Consider the following 13,200-nt stretch of genomic DNA (forward strand, 5'->3'; position numbering starts at 1 on the left):
GCGCCCTTTTCATATCCGCAAATTCATGCCAAGCCTGCCCCCATGACCAAGCTCTATATCGACGCCGATGCCTGCCCCGTGAAATCCGAAGCTGAACGCGTGGCCACCCGCCACCGCGTGCCCATGCTTGTCGTCTCCAACGGTGGCCTGCGCCCCTCGCAGAACCCGCTGGTCGAAAACGTGATCGTGCCCGAGGGCCCCGACATTGCCGACATGTGGATCGCCGACCGGGCGGGTCCCGGCGACGTGGTCATCACCGGCGACATTCCGTTGGCGGCGAAATGCGTCGAGGCCGGGGCGCGGGTTCTGAAACACAATGGCGAGGCGCTGACCGCCGCCAATATCGGCAACGTGCTGGCAACCCGGGACCTCATGGCCGACCTGCGCGCCGCCGATCCCTTTCGACAGGGCGGCGGCAGGGGCTTTACCAAAGCCGACCGCTCGCGATTCCTGGATGCGCTGGAACGCGAATTACGAATGGCTAAGAAACCGTAAAGCACGCTGCGGATTTCTGGGGTTTTTCGTGAACTGCACGGTTTTCTCCAAGGTGTACAACTTGGAGAGTCCCCTCAAAAAAAGTTGTACAAAATGGAGAGTGGCCCCAAAATTTGTTGTACAAATTGGTCATTTCTCCAAAAATCGCCCTTTGCGACGCCGCTGTCGTGAATGGGCCAGATCGTGTTCCGAAACCTGTTTCAACTGCTCACATGACCTCAAAATCCACCATGACGCCCGGCATGCTCGGTGCCATTTCGGCGCTTGCCGCGACCTTTTTTTTCTCGCTCAACGACTCGTCGATCAAATTCCTCTCTTCCGGATACGCGCTGCACCAGATCGTCCTGATCCGCTCTTTGGTGGCGCTGATCCTGCTTTTGGTGGTGATTGTGCCGCTGGATGGTGGCTTCAAAGTGCTGCGCACCCAGCGCCTTGGAATGCACCTAATACGCGGATTTTGCGTGGTTTTTGCCAATATGACCTTCTTTCTCGGCCTCTCGGTTCTGCCCTTGGCCGACACCGTGGCGGTGTTCTTTGTCTCGCCCCTGATCATCACCTCGCTCTCGGTTCTGATCCTCAAGGAACAGGTTGGCCCGCGCCGCTGGATTGCCGTTGGCGCCGGGCTGATCGGGGTGCTCATCATGGTGCGCCCCGGCACGGAAAGCTTCCGCGTCGCGCTGTTCCTGCCGATCATAGCGGCCTTTGCCTATGCCTTTCTGCACATCCTCACCCGCAAGATCGGCAACACCGAAAGTGCCGCGACCATGTCGGTCTACATCCAGATAACTTTCATTGTTGTCAGTGGGTTAGTGGGTCTGTTCCTGGGCCACGGACACTACGCAGGGCAGGGGGATCCGATGTTCGAATTCCTTCTGCGCGGCTGGAGCTGGCCTGCTGAAACCCGCGACCTGGGCATCCTCTTTCTGCTTGGTCTCTCCAGCGCTTTGGGCGGGTTCTTCATCTCTCAGGCCTACCGCCTGGCCGAGGCCAGCGTCATCGCCCCGCTTGAGTACACCGCCATGCCCATGGCGATCTTTTTCGGGGTGGTGATCTTTGGCGAATGGCCCGAACCGCTGTCGTGGCTCGGCATGTCGCTGATCATCGGCGCGGGGCTCTTCATCTTCTGGCGCGAAAGCATAAAAGGCCGCCCCAAAGGGGTGGCGCGCCCGCGCACCCGCCGCTAGGGTTTCCGCATGACAATTGAAGCCGTGATTTTCGACATCGGCAACGTGCTGATCCGCTGGAGACCCGAGGCGTTTTATGACCGTATCATCGGTCAGGAACGGCGCGAGGCCTTCTTTGCCCAGGTGCCATTACATGAGCAACATCAAAGGGTTGATCAGGGCGAAGCCCTGCGCGACGTGATGTATCCACTGGCCGAGAAGTACCCCGACTGGCGCGCAGAAATCCGTATGTGGCACGACAATTGGAACGACCTCGCCGCGCCGGATATCCCCCATTCCGTGCGCCTGCTCGAGGCCCTGAAGACGCGTAAAATCCCGGTGTTCACGCTGACCAATTTTGGTCATGACAACTTTCCCCTGTCGCAGCGGGCCTATCCCTTTCTGACCCTGTTCGACCGCGAATATGTCTCGGGCCGCCTGAAACTGATAAAACCCGATCCCGCCATCTACGCCCATGTCGAACAGGACTGCGGCCTTGCCCCGCACACCCTGTTGTTCGCCGACGACCGCCCCGAAAACATCGACGCCGCCGCCGCCCGCGGCTGGCAAACCCACCTGTTCGACCACCCCCAAGGCTGGGCTGACCGCCTCGTCGCCGAAGGTCTCCTGACAGAAGAGGACGCAAAATGACCACGATCATCGACTTTGAATCCGGTGAAAAATCCCTCGACTGGCTGGGTCTCACAGACGCGATCGAGGCCGGTCACAATCTGCCCAAGGCCGAAATCTCCGACAGCTTTCTCTATCGGGGCAAGGACACGCTGCTGCAACGGCAGGCTTGGGTCGATGGCCTTGGAATCGCAGTGAAATCTGCCACTGTCTTCCCCGACAACCCGGCCAATGATATCCCCATGATCCATGGTGCCGTGACCCTGTTTGACGACGCCACCGGCATCCTTTCGGCGCTGATCGACTTTCACCTCGTCACCAAGTGGAAAACCGCCGGGGACAGCCTGTTGGCGGCGCGCAAACTGGCGCGTCCTGACAGCCGCGAAATCCTGATCGTCGGCGCGGGCACAGTGGGGCGCAACCTGCACGCCGCCTATTCCAGCGCCTTTCCGGATGCGCGCTTTACCGTCTGGAACCGCAGCCCCGGCAACGCCGAGAAAATGGCCGCCGAGACCCCCGGCCTGCGCGTGGCCACCGACCTCGAAGCCGCCGTGGCGCAGGCCGACATCGTCACATCTGCCACCATGTCCACCGACCCCGTTTTGCGCGGCGAGTGGTTCCGCCCCGGCCAGCACATCGACCTGATCGGCGCCTATCGCCCGGACATGCGCGAGGCCGACGACACCGCCCTGCAACGGGCGCGCATCTTTGTCGACAGTTTCGACACCACGGTCGCGCATATCGGTGAGATTAAAACACCTTTGGAACAAGGGGTTATCAGCCGCGAGGACGTCCTGGCCGACTACTATCAGATCGACCGGTTCCAGCGTCACTCTGACGATGAGATCACCCTGTTCAAGAACGGCGGCGGCGCGCATCTCGACCTGATGACCAGCCGCTTCATCCTTGATCGGTTCCAAGGCTCATGAGCCTCCTACGTTGGGGTCTGGCCGCCGTCGCAGCGATGCCGATTGTGCAGGAAGGCCTGCGCAAACCGGTGTCTCAGCGACCCGTCAGCGACCCCGAAAGCCGCTTTGCCGATCTTGCGCAGGGCCGCGTTCACTATCGCTGGCATGGCCCCTCAGAGGGGCCCGTCGCCCTGTGTATCCACGGCCTCACCACGCCTTCATATGTCTGGGATGGCCTGATTCCGTACCTCGTGACCAAGGGCTTTCGCGTCCTCAGCCTCGACCTCTACGGGCGCGGTCTGTCCGCACGACCCCGTGGCCTGCAAGACGATGCATTCTACGACAGGCTTCTGACAGATATCCTGCAAGATCAAGGCATTACAGACCCCGTCACCCTGTTCGGCAATTCCATGGGATCGGCAATTTCCACGGCTTTTGCCGCCAGGCATCCGGCCCGTATCCGACAGGTTGTGCTATGCGTGCCTGCGGGTATGGGTCATGATCTGGGTCTTGGTGCCAAGGTGACACAAAAGCTGCCCGTTCTCGGCGATTGGCTGTTCCACCTGATGTACCCCCGCACCCTGAAACAGGGCAGTCAGGCCGAAGCCCACCTGCCAACCAGCGTGCCCGACATCACCAGGCGCCAGCCCGAAGAGTTGCGCTATCGTGGTTTTCTGCGGTCCGTCCTGTCGTCACTTCGCGGCGTGCTGGCAACCCCGCGCGAGGCCGACCACCGCAAGCTGCAAGGCCAGGGCATCCCGGTTCTCGCGCTGTGGGGTGGGGCGGATGACATCATCCCCATCGCCTGTAAAAACAGGCTGTCGGCATGGAATCCCGACGCCACTCACATCGTGATTGAGGATGCCGGGCATGGGCTGATCTACACCCACACCGACACCCTGTGGGACCAGCTCGAACCACGGCTTTTGATGGATTAAGCCGTCGCGGCCCGCAATGGTTTTTCCCGGATCGGCAGGTGCACAATTGCGCTAAACGCGCCAACCCCCACACCAATCCACCACACCAGCGTGTAGTCGCCAAAGGCGTCATACATCCGCCCGCCCAACCAGACACCCAGAAAGCTGCCCAGCTGGTGGCTGAAAAACACGATGCCATACAGCGTGCCCATGTAGCGCAGGCCGTAGATATAGGCGACAAGCCCACTGGTCAGCGGCACCGTTGCCAGCCACAGGGACCCCATGGCGATAGAGAACACAACTACGGTGGTCGGGGTGATCGGCATCAGGATGAACACCGCACCAATGATGATCCGCAGCGTGTAAATGCCTGCCAGCAGGTATTTTTTCGAGTATCGCTTGCCCAGCCATCCTGCCAAAAGCGTGCCCACGATGTTGGCCAGACCTATCAGCGAAATCGCAATCGCGCCCAGCTGCGAGGTTGTCGAAATCCCCACCGAGGCCAGCATTCCCGAAGGGTCCACCGCCGCGCACATCTCGGTGATCATCGCCGGAAAATGCGCCGTGACAAAAGACAGCTGATAGCCACACGAGAAAAAGCCAAGGAAAATCAGCGTATAGGTCGGATCACGGAACGCGCGGCGCAGGATGGTGCCCATGCTCTCTTCCAGCTCCGCCTTGCTTGCCGCCGGGGCGCGCATGGCCGGCAACAGCAACAGCGTGGCCATGATCGCGGCGGCAAAAACCACAAAGGTCTCTTGCCAGCTCATGAACCCCAGCATCCACTCCGCGACAGGCGCGCCAAACACCTGCCCCCCAGAGCCCGCCGCCGTGACAATCGCCAGCGACATCGAGCGGTTCTCATCCGAGCTTGCCCGGCCCACCACGGCAAGGATCACGCCAAAGCCGGTGCCCGCGATGCCAAAGCCCACCAGAACCTCGTAAAGCTGATGCGCCTCGGGCGTGACCGCAAAGGACGACAGCACCAGACCCGCAGCATAGACCAACGCCCCCAGCACGATCGCCTTGCGATCCCCGATCTTCTCGGCAATCGCGCCAAAGATCGGTTGTCCAAAGCCCCAGGCAAGGTTCTGAATGGCAATCGCCATGGAAAACTCGGCCCGCAGCCAGCCGAACTCATCAGCGATTGGGATCTGGAACACGCCAAAGCTTGCCCGGATCGCAAAGGACACCAGGATGATGACGCAGCCGACGATCAACACCGGCGTAAACAGGGACGTGCGCGTTTCCATGAAACTCTCCTCGTTCGCGCCGTACAGAATGCGTGGGCGTGCGAAAGGGGTCAATTCACCATTTGTGAAGCTATTCATCATCATGCGTCATGTCTGCCTTTTCACCGCTTCCTGCATTCGCTAAGGGATGGATATGACGACCCTGCCCAAGATATACGCCGCCGCCGTGGCCTCTGGTGATCTGCACCACGACGACGCGCAAGAGGCTGTGCTGCCCGAGTTTGAACGCATCCGCGCCGAGATAGACAAACCCGTCAAGAAAACCTGGTTCCGCAAAGCCACCCCTGACCCGGTGCAGGGGCTGTACCTCTGGGGCGGGGTGGGGCGCGGCAAATCCATGCTGATGGACCTTTTTGTCGACTCGCTCGCAGTGCCGGTGCGCCGCGTGCACTTTCATGCCTTCATGCAGGAAATCCATTCGGCAATGCACGAAGCCCGTCAACGCGGCGTCGAAGACGCGATCCAGCCCGTGGCGCAATCCGTGGCCGAGTCCGTGCGGGTGCTGGCCTTTGACGAAATGCAGATCACCGACATCACCGATGCCATGATCGTGGGCCGCCTGTTCGAACAACTGTTCGAGGCGGGGGTTGTGGTGGTCACCACCTCCAACCGCGTGCCGGATGATCTCTACAAGGACGGTCTCAACCGCCAGCTTTTCCTGCCCTTCATCCGCCTCATCAAGGAACAGCTGCGGGTCTGGGAGCTGGTCAGCCCCAACGACTATCGCCAGAACCGCCTGCAGGGCAATCAGGTCTATTTCGTTCAGGCCGGCCACGAGGCCCGCGCCGATATCCTGTCCATCTGGAAAGACCTCACAGGCGGCGAAGCCGCGCCCCTCACGCTCACCGTCAAAGGTCGCGAGGTCGTCCTGCCCGCCTTTCGCAATGGTGTCGCCCGCGCCAGCTTTTTCGATCTCTGCGGCGCCATGCTGGGGCCGGGCGATTACCTCGCCATCGCCGATGCGGTCAAAGTGCTGGTGCTCGAAGACATCCCGCGCCTCTCGCGCCACAACTTCAACGAAGCCAAACGCTTTGTCACCCTGATCGACGCGCTTTACGAGGCCCGCGTGCGCCTGATCTGTTCCGCCGCGGCGGAGCCTGAGATGCTCTACGTCGAGGGCACCGGCACCTTTGAATTCGAACGCACCGCCAGCCGCCTGCGCGAGATGCAGTCCGACACATGGGGGCAGGACGCATCCTGAGCCTTCTTTTGGCCAAAAATATCCTGGGGTGAATGGGCCGCAGGCCCAGAGGGGCAAGGCCCCTGAAAACCCAAACCGCACAAATTGTTAGGGGGGCGCCCCTGCACCCCCCTTTTTGCCTGCCTGCCTGTCCCGTCGTGCCTGCCATGATCCCCCGTTTCATTGCTTCTGCTTCGCAGGGGGACCGAATTTTTTTGACTATAGGCCCGGTGATTCGAATCAGTCAATGGGGGGTGATTCGCAGAAATGCGAATCATTTGATTTGATTCGGTTTTTTCTTTGCGGCGGGCGGGTTTATCAGCCGTTTTCGCGCAGGATGACCCCGGCCAGGTAAAGCGAGCCGCAAATCAGCACCCGCGCCGTGGGGTCCTTTGCCACGATCTCGGCCAGTGCCTCAGCAACCGATGCGGCAGACCGCGCCACCATGCCGACAGCCTTGGCCGCAGCCTCGGTCTCATCGGCGGGCAGGGTGTTGGCCTCGCCCGGAATGGACACCGCCGTCAGGCTCGCTGCCTGCGCCGCCAAGGGGCGCAGATAGCCCGAGATGTCCTTGGTGTTGAGCATGCCGCAAATCAGATGCGTCGGGCGCTTCGGCAAATCGGCCAGCACCTTGGCCAATGCCTCACCGGCGGCCGCGTTATGCCCGCCGTCCAGCCACAGTTCGACCTCTGGCGCGGCCTCAACCAGCGGCCCTTGTCGCAGGCGTTGCATCCGTGCGGGCCATTCGGCGTTCGTCATCGCCGCTTCACAGGCCGCCTCATCCGCGCCCAGATACCGCAGGCCCGCAATCGCTGCGCCCGCATTCAGGATCTGGTGATCCCCGCGCAGGGCGGGCAAGGGCAGATCCAGCAGCCCGTTGTCATCCTGAAACACCAGCCGCCCGCGTTCTGTCGAGACGTGCCAGTGCTGACCGTACACCAACAGCGGCGCACCCAGACGCATGGCTGTGGCTTCGATCACCTCCAGCGCCTCGTCCTGCTGGGGACCAACGACACAAGGCACGCCCCGCTTGATGATCCCGGCCTTTTCGCCTGCGATCTTGGCCAGCGTGTTGCCCAGGAATTGCTCATGGTCGATGGACACCGGCGTGATGATGGTCAGCGCGGGGGTGTCGATCACATTGGTTGCGTCCAGACGACCCCCCAAACCCACCTCAAGCAGCGTGTAATCCGCCGGGGTCCGCGCAAAGGCCAAGAGGGCCGCGCAGGTGGTGATCTCGAAATAGGTGATGTCGATGCCGCCGTTCTTGGCATAGCACTCGTCCAGGATCTCGGTCAGGTGATCCTCCGAGATCAGCGCGCCGGCCAGGCGGATACGTTCGTGAAACCGCGCCAAATGCGGGCTTGTATAGGCGTGCACCGACATGCCCATACCTTCCAGACCGGCGCGGATCATCGACTGGGTCGAGCCCTTGCCATTGGTCCCGGCGATATGGATCACCGGCGGCAGCTGCTCTTGCGGGTTGTCCAACGCCGCGAGCAGGCGCCAGACACGGTCCAGCGTCAGGTCGATGATCTTCGGGTGCAGCGCCATCATCCGCTCGAGGATGGCGTCCGAGCCTTGCGCGCTCACTTTTTGTCGTCCGCCTCTGGGGTGTCCGGTTTGGCCTCGGCCTCGGCCTTTTCGACCGCCTCGGGCGATGGCAGGTCGCCTTTCACCGCGGGTGGCAGTCCCAACAGCATACGCGTGATGGTGATCAGCTCGTCGCGCATTTCGGTGCGTGGGGTCACGCGATCCAGCATGCCGTGATCCAGCAGATACTCGGCCCGCTGGAAGCCTTCGGGCAGCTTCTCGCGGATGGTCTGTTCAATGACACGCGGCCCGGCAAAGCAGATCAGCGCATTGGGTTCCGAAATATGCACATCCCCCAGCATCGCATAGGACGCGGTGACCCCACCCGTGGTCGGGTGCGTCAGCACGACGATATAGGGCAGCCCGGCCTCTTTCAGCATCTGCACGGCCACGGTGGTGCGGGGCATCTGCATCAGCGACAGGATGCCCTCCTGCATGCGCGCGCCGCCGGCGGCGGAAAACAGAATCAGTGGGCGTTTCAGCGCAACAGCACGTTCCGCCGCAGCAATGATGGCGTTGCCGACATACATGCCCATCGAGCCGCCCATGAACGAGAAATCCTGGCAGGCGGCAACAATCGGCGTGCGGCCAATTTCACCCTCGGCCACCAGCATGGCTTCTTTTTCGCCGGTCTTCTTCTGCGCGGCCTTCATGCGTTCAGGGTATTTTTTCTGATCGCGGAAATGCAGCGGGTCGGCGGTTGGCGCAGGCACTGCGACCTCGGTGAAAATGCCGCCGTCAAACAGGGCACTGAACCGGTCGCGGGCGGTGATCGCCATGTGATGCCCGCATTGGGTACAGACGTTCAGATTGCTCGACAATTCGCGGTGAAACAGCATCGTGCCGCATTCATCGCATTTTGACCACAGGTTGTCCGGCGTTTCCCGACGCGAAAAGATCGAGTTGATCCGGGGGCGGACATAGTTGGTGATCCAGTTCATGCACAATCCTTCTCATGTCTGGTCCGTTACAGAACGGCTTGACGTCAGATAAGACGCAACGTCAGAAAATGCAATCAGCGGCGTATCGCAATTCGCGCTGTCAGCCAGCAACACAGCACCATCAGCGCCTCCAACGGCAACACCGCGCGCATCATCTCGGTATCCTGCGGTCCGAAGGGCACGACATACAGCGCAAGACCGTCCCAGTAGCCTTGGGTCGAGGTGATCATCATGGCGCTCACGTTGTTGACCAGATGCAGGGCAATGGCGGGGCCCAGATTGCCTGCACGCGCCGTCAGATCCGCCGCGGCCAGCCCGAACCCGACTGACCAGATCGCCAGCATCAGCGCGTTGGGGCCAAAGGTCTGCGGGTCGTAATGCAAAGCGCCGAACAGCAGCGATGGCAGCAGCATCCAGATCAAAGGAGAATTGACGCGCGCCGCCAACTGGCTTTGCAGATAGCCGCGAAACAACAGCTCTTCGGTGGACACCTGCAACAGGACCAGCGCCAGGGACAGTGGCACCAGAACCAGCCAGTTGCTGAAACCCATGTTGGGTTCCGGATCGAGAAACCCCCTGGCCGGCAGCAGGGACACCACCACAAAAAGCACCACCAACGGACGCAGCACCCGACGAAAATCCAGTTGCAGCATGATGCGCGGCCCCAACAGGGTTCGCAGGCTGCGCTCGTGCACCATCCGCAACACAACCGCCAAGACCACCAGCAAAGGCAGGAAGTTGCCCAGCATGATCCACAGCGCACGCGGCGTTGTGCCTTCAAACAGCTCTGGCAGGATGTCGGGCCAATCCGGCAATTGCTGCAGCAACCGGTAATAGATCAGGTTCAGCATCAGGAACCCTGCCACGATCAGGCCAATGCCCGCGGCCAGACGTCCCAGCCCGGCGGTCGGGCGTGCAGGGGCGACAAGAACTTCGTGCAATCGATACCGGCTCATGCCTCCGGCTTGCCCGTTTTTTGCGCCACCGGCAAGGGGACAGACGCAGTACGGGCAAGTGATTGCAACGATTTGAATAAAATGCTCTGCAACTACGATTGCCTGTTTGTTTCGCGCAAACCAATCCGGTACATAATGGAAAACGCGGCAGGGCATTGTTTCCGAATTGGAAACGTGAGCGCAGTGGAGAAGAGTGTGTATGGGGCAAGGTAAACCAGGGGTCATTCAGCGGCTCTATCAAAGAGGGCTGACACGTTATTGGGCGCGCAACGCCCGCAAAGCGTCCGAAACCAAGCTCAGCACGCTGCGCCATCAGCGCGAACGTGCCCGCAAGCTGCGCCAGCATCTCAATACGCTGATCTCTGTGTCCGAAAGCCGCCTGGCTCTGCCGCTGGTCGACTCCAATGCCTTTCACAAACCGCACGGCACCGACTGGGCCTGGCGCCCGAGCCTGTGGAGACGCCCCCTTTCGCGACCGGGTGTGGCATCGGCGCCCAACCGCGAAATGCTGGGGGATGAGGTCACCCTGTTCCATGACTGTCGTGTCTCGGAACTGACCATGCGCCAGCTGCGCAACACCCGCGAAGCGGACCTTGCCCCCTTTGGCCTGCGCCTCGACGTGTTCCGGTTTGACGGATCGTTCCTGTCGCTGGTCATCGACCTGCCGCAACAGGCCGCTGACGGGCTCAGACGCAATCACGTCATCCGCATGGACACGATTGTCGAGCTTGAGAAACCGCTGGAAATCTTTGCCCGGCTCAATGTCAAACATGGCCCCAACACCGAACAGATCGTGCGCGAACTGCCCCTGAACGAAAAAGAGATCGTGGTCGAATTTGACCTGGCCTACTCCAAGCTGAACGAAAAGCGCGTGGAAAAGGCCTGGGTCGACCTGATTTTCGAAGGGCCGGAAATGAACCAGGTGATCCTGCGCGATGTCACATTCAGCCGCCGCCCCCGCGCGGAATTCTAGGAGCACAGCACATGAGTGAGTGGACCCTGACAAAGACCCGCCTGTTCGAAGGCATCTGGGAAGGCGCGCTGACCCGCACCGACGCGGGCACCGCCACGCCAGACATCAAGGTGACCTATCTGGATTCCCCCGTGCAGGGTGTCAGCCTGAAAGAGGACGCCGCCCAAAACCGCTGGCTCCTGCGTGTTCCGATCCCGAGCGAAGCCATTGCGGATGGGGTTCAGACCTTTTTGATCACCGATGCGGCCAAAAACACTCTGCTGGACAAGATTACCCTGATTTCCGGCGAGGTATTGGCAGATGACATCCGTGCGGAAATGGACCTGCTGCGGGCCGAACTCGACATGCTGAAACGCGCCTTTCGCCGGCATTGCGTCGAAACCATGTAGCGCGCGTCACCGCGTGCCGATCTGCTCGATCGAGATCGTTCGGTCAAAGTAACGCTCGGCGTTCTTATAGGCGATCTTTTCGGCCACCGCGCGTGGCAACAGCGACAGCCATTGGCGGTTCGATTGCATGATCGCGTCATAATCGTCCCATTGCCCGTTCACCCAGGTGTCGCTGCCAATCATCAGACGATCCTGAAACCTGTGAATGATCGCTTTCCAATCGGCGCTGATCTGCCCGCTATCGAGAATCGCGTATTCCTTGAGAGAGGTATCCGCCAACAAGTCGGGAAACTCGGCCATCAGGTCATAGATCGCCGGGGGTCTTTCCCCAAGCCCCGCATGTGCCCAGATAATCTTGACCTCGGGATCAAGGCTGTAAAGCCATCGGATCGGCTCGGTTCCGCTGTGCACATGCAGATAGATATCCCGCGCACGCGCCATGCGGATAACGTCCCGGAACAGGGGTTCATCCGCGGTATCGAGCCGGTGAATGTGGAACTCTCCGATGCCCTCATGAGGATAGGCGGCCAGACGCGTTTCAAGATAGCTGCGCATGTTTTCGGCCTTGGCCCAATTTCCGGAATTCGCATCTCCGTGATAGGGGCGCAGCTCGGGCACAATGCGGTTCGGCGCATGTTCCCACAACATGATCGTGCCCTCGTCCGGTGTGGACGACACCAGCGCCATGGCCACTCCGTTGCGATCCATCAGCTCAATCACGCTTTCAACCGGATAGGGATCCCACGCGGGTTCCTTGTAGTGCATATGGGCATCAAACAGCGGCAGGTCATTCACCGCCTCGCCAATGGGGGTTTCCGAGGAGTCTGCCACGGCGCCTTGCGAGGCAAGCGGCAAACATAAGGCAAAGCATATCAGGCGGGGCAAGACGGGCATGGCGTGTCCTCTCTCGGGCTTTCCCTCTCAGGATGGCCCGTCGGCGCCTTTCGTCAAGGTTCAGTAATGCGCTGTATATCCGCCATCCACAGCCAACACCTGACCGGTGACATAACTGGCGGCGGGCGATGCCAGAAACAGGATTGCCGGAGCCAGTTCCTCTGGATCGCCCCAACGTCCCAATGCCGTCGCACCCTGCAGGCGCGCTGCGATGGCCGGGTCCGCAGCCGCGGCCCTGTTCGGTTCGGTCCTGAAAAACCCCGGGGCAACCGCGTTGACGTTGATACCCTGCGGGCCAAGCTCGGCGGCAAGCGCGCGTGTCATGCCGTTGATCCCCGCTTTGGCTGCCGTGTAGACGGCATCGCCAGGCTGGGCGATCAGACCGGCAATCGACGAGATGTTCACGATCCGCCCGCCGGGTGCCATCATCGCCGCCGCGCGCTGGCAGATCATGAAGGGCGACACCAGGTCCACATCCAAAAGCCGCTGAACATCAGCCCGGCTGAACTCGGGCAGGGTGCGCCGATCGCGCATGCCGACGTTGTTGACGAGGATATGCAGACCACCGTGATCGCGGATCGTGTCAAAGGCGGCTGCCACGGCATCTACGTCTGCCACATCAAAAGGCAGGGCAAAGGCCGCGCCGCCCTTGACCCGGATCACCTCTGCCGCAGCCTCGGTTTTGGGGCTGTCGCGCCCATTGACCCAGACCTTCGCGCCCGCCTCGGCCAAAAGCTGCGCCGCGGCCAGGCCCAAGCCACTGTTTGATCCGGTCACAAGGGCGTTTTGTCCTGCCAGTGAAAAAGCTCCGTAGTCGGGCATTTTGATCTCCGTTTGTTTGGCCCATCATGCCAACCGGTCAACTATGGGGCCAGTCCCGAAAACCATTTTCAGATGGCCCGCTATCC

General features: G+C 61.1%; 14 protein-coding genes. 8 read left to right on the plus strand and 6 right to left on the minus strand.

What is annotated here, in order from left to right; genetic code table 11:
• Positions 1-42 precede the first annotated feature (42 nt).
• The 5 genes from EK369_RS09790 (at position 43) to EK369_RS09810 (ending at position 4,134) form a co-directional block, all read left to right on the plus strand.
• On the plus strand, positions 43-495 hold the full coding sequence (locus tag EK369_RS09790) for a YaiI/YqxD family protein (RefSeq protein WP_127113971.1): 453 nt from the start codon (positions 43-45) through the stop codon (positions 493-495).
• A gap of 212 nt (positions 496-707) precedes the next feature.
• Positions 708-1,679 (plus strand): DMT family transporter, encoded by a 972-nt coding sequence (locus EK369_RS09795; protein WP_127113973.1) that lies wholly within the window; start codon positions 708-710, stop codon positions 1,677-1,679.
• 9 nt (positions 1,680-1,688) lie between these two features.
• Positions 1,689-2,309: an HAD family hydrolase gene (locus tag EK369_RS09800; RefSeq protein WP_127113975.1), complete on the plus strand. Its 621-nt coding sequence runs from the start codon at positions 1,689-1,691 to the stop codon at positions 2,307-2,309.
• Positions 2,306-3,217: an ornithine cyclodeaminase family protein gene (locus EK369_RS09805; RefSeq protein ID WP_127113977.1), complete on the plus strand. Its 912-nt coding sequence runs from the start codon at positions 2,306-2,308 to the stop codon at positions 3,215-3,217. The genes EK369_RS09800 and EK369_RS09805 overlap by 4 nt, the downstream gene beginning before the upstream one ends.
• Positions 3,214-4,134, plus strand: a complete 921-nt coding sequence (locus EK369_RS09810) for an alpha/beta fold hydrolase (protein WP_127113979.1) — start codon at positions 3,214-3,216, stop codon at positions 4,132-4,134. The genes EK369_RS09805 and EK369_RS09810 overlap by 4 nt, the downstream gene beginning before the upstream one ends.
• Here EK369_RS09810 and EK369_RS09815 read toward each other — a convergent pair.
• On the minus strand, positions 4,131-5,366 hold the full coding sequence (locus EK369_RS09815) for an MFS transporter (RefSeq protein ID WP_127113980.1): 1,236 nt from the start codon (positions 5,364-5,366) through the stop codon (positions 4,131-4,133). The two genes, EK369_RS09810 and EK369_RS09815, sit on opposite strands and share 4 nt — an antisense overlap.
• A gap of 133 nt (positions 5,367-5,499) precedes the next feature.
• On the opposite strand from EK369_RS09815, the gene zapE reads away from it, so the two are divergent.
• The gene (zapE, locus tag EK369_RS09820) at positions 5,500-6,567 is read left to right on the plus strand and encodes a cell division protein ZapE (protein WP_127113982.1); all 1,068 of its coding nucleotides are present in this window, start codon (positions 5,500-5,502) and stop codon (positions 6,565-6,567) included.
• Between the two features lie 297 nt (positions 6,568-6,864).
• On the opposite strand, the gene EK369_RS09825 is transcribed toward zapE, so the two are convergent.
• The 3 genes from EK369_RS09825 to EK369_RS09835 all read right to left on the minus strand — a co-directional run bounded on the left by EK369_RS09825 (position 6,865) and on the right by EK369_RS09835 (position 10,036).
• Positions 6,865-8,139, minus strand: coding sequence for a bifunctional folylpolyglutamate synthase/dihydrofolate synthase (locus EK369_RS09825; protein ID WP_235871383.1), 1,275 nt, complete (start codon positions 8,137-8,139; stop codon positions 6,865-6,867).
• Complete coding sequence (gene accD, locus EK369_RS09830) at positions 8,136-9,080, minus strand: acetyl-CoA carboxylase, carboxyltransferase subunit beta (protein ID WP_127113984.1); 945 nt, start codon at positions 9,078-9,080, stop codon at positions 8,136-8,138. Before accD ends, EK369_RS09825 begins: the two co-directional genes overlap by 4 nt.
• Before the next feature lie 74 nt (positions 9,081-9,154).
• Positions 9,155-10,036: a CPBP family intramembrane glutamic endopeptidase gene (locus EK369_RS09835; RefSeq protein WP_164726953.1), complete on the minus strand. Its 882-nt coding sequence runs from the start codon at positions 10,034-10,036 to the stop codon at positions 9,155-9,157.
• A gap of 199 nt (positions 10,037-10,235) precedes the next feature.
• Here EK369_RS09835 and EK369_RS09840 point away from each other — a divergent pair, with 199 nt between their 5' ends.
• Entirely contained in the window at positions 10,236-11,009 is a 774-nt protein-coding gene (locus EK369_RS09840) for a DUF6478 family protein (RefSeq protein ID WP_127113988.1), read from the plus strand.
• 11 nt (positions 11,010-11,020) lie between these two features.
• Positions 11,021-11,398 carry a hypothetical protein gene (locus EK369_RS09845; protein WP_127113990.1) on the plus strand — a complete coding sequence of 126 codons (378 nt, stop codon included), beginning with the start codon at positions 11,021-11,023 and terminating at the stop codon, positions 11,396-11,398.
• Between the two features lie 6 nt (positions 11,399-11,404).
• Here EK369_RS09845 and EK369_RS09850 read toward each other — a convergent pair whose 3' ends face one another.
• Positions 11,405-12,229, minus strand: a complete 825-nt coding sequence (locus tag EK369_RS09850; protein WP_235871384.1) for an amidohydrolase family protein — start codon at positions 12,227-12,229, stop codon at positions 11,405-11,407.
• A gap of 123 nt (positions 12,230-12,352) precedes the next feature.
• Positions 12,353-13,114 (minus strand): SDR family oxidoreductase, encoded by a 762-nt coding sequence (locus EK369_RS09855; RefSeq protein WP_127113994.1) that lies wholly within the window; start codon positions 13,112-13,114, stop codon positions 12,353-12,355.
• Positions 13,115-13,200 lie beyond the last annotated feature (86 nt).

The organism is Shimia sediminis, from assembly GCF_003990645.1.
In the GTDB taxonomy this organism is placed as follows: domain Bacteria; phylum Pseudomonadota; class Alphaproteobacteria; order Rhodobacterales; family Rhodobacteraceae; genus Shimia; species Shimia sediminis.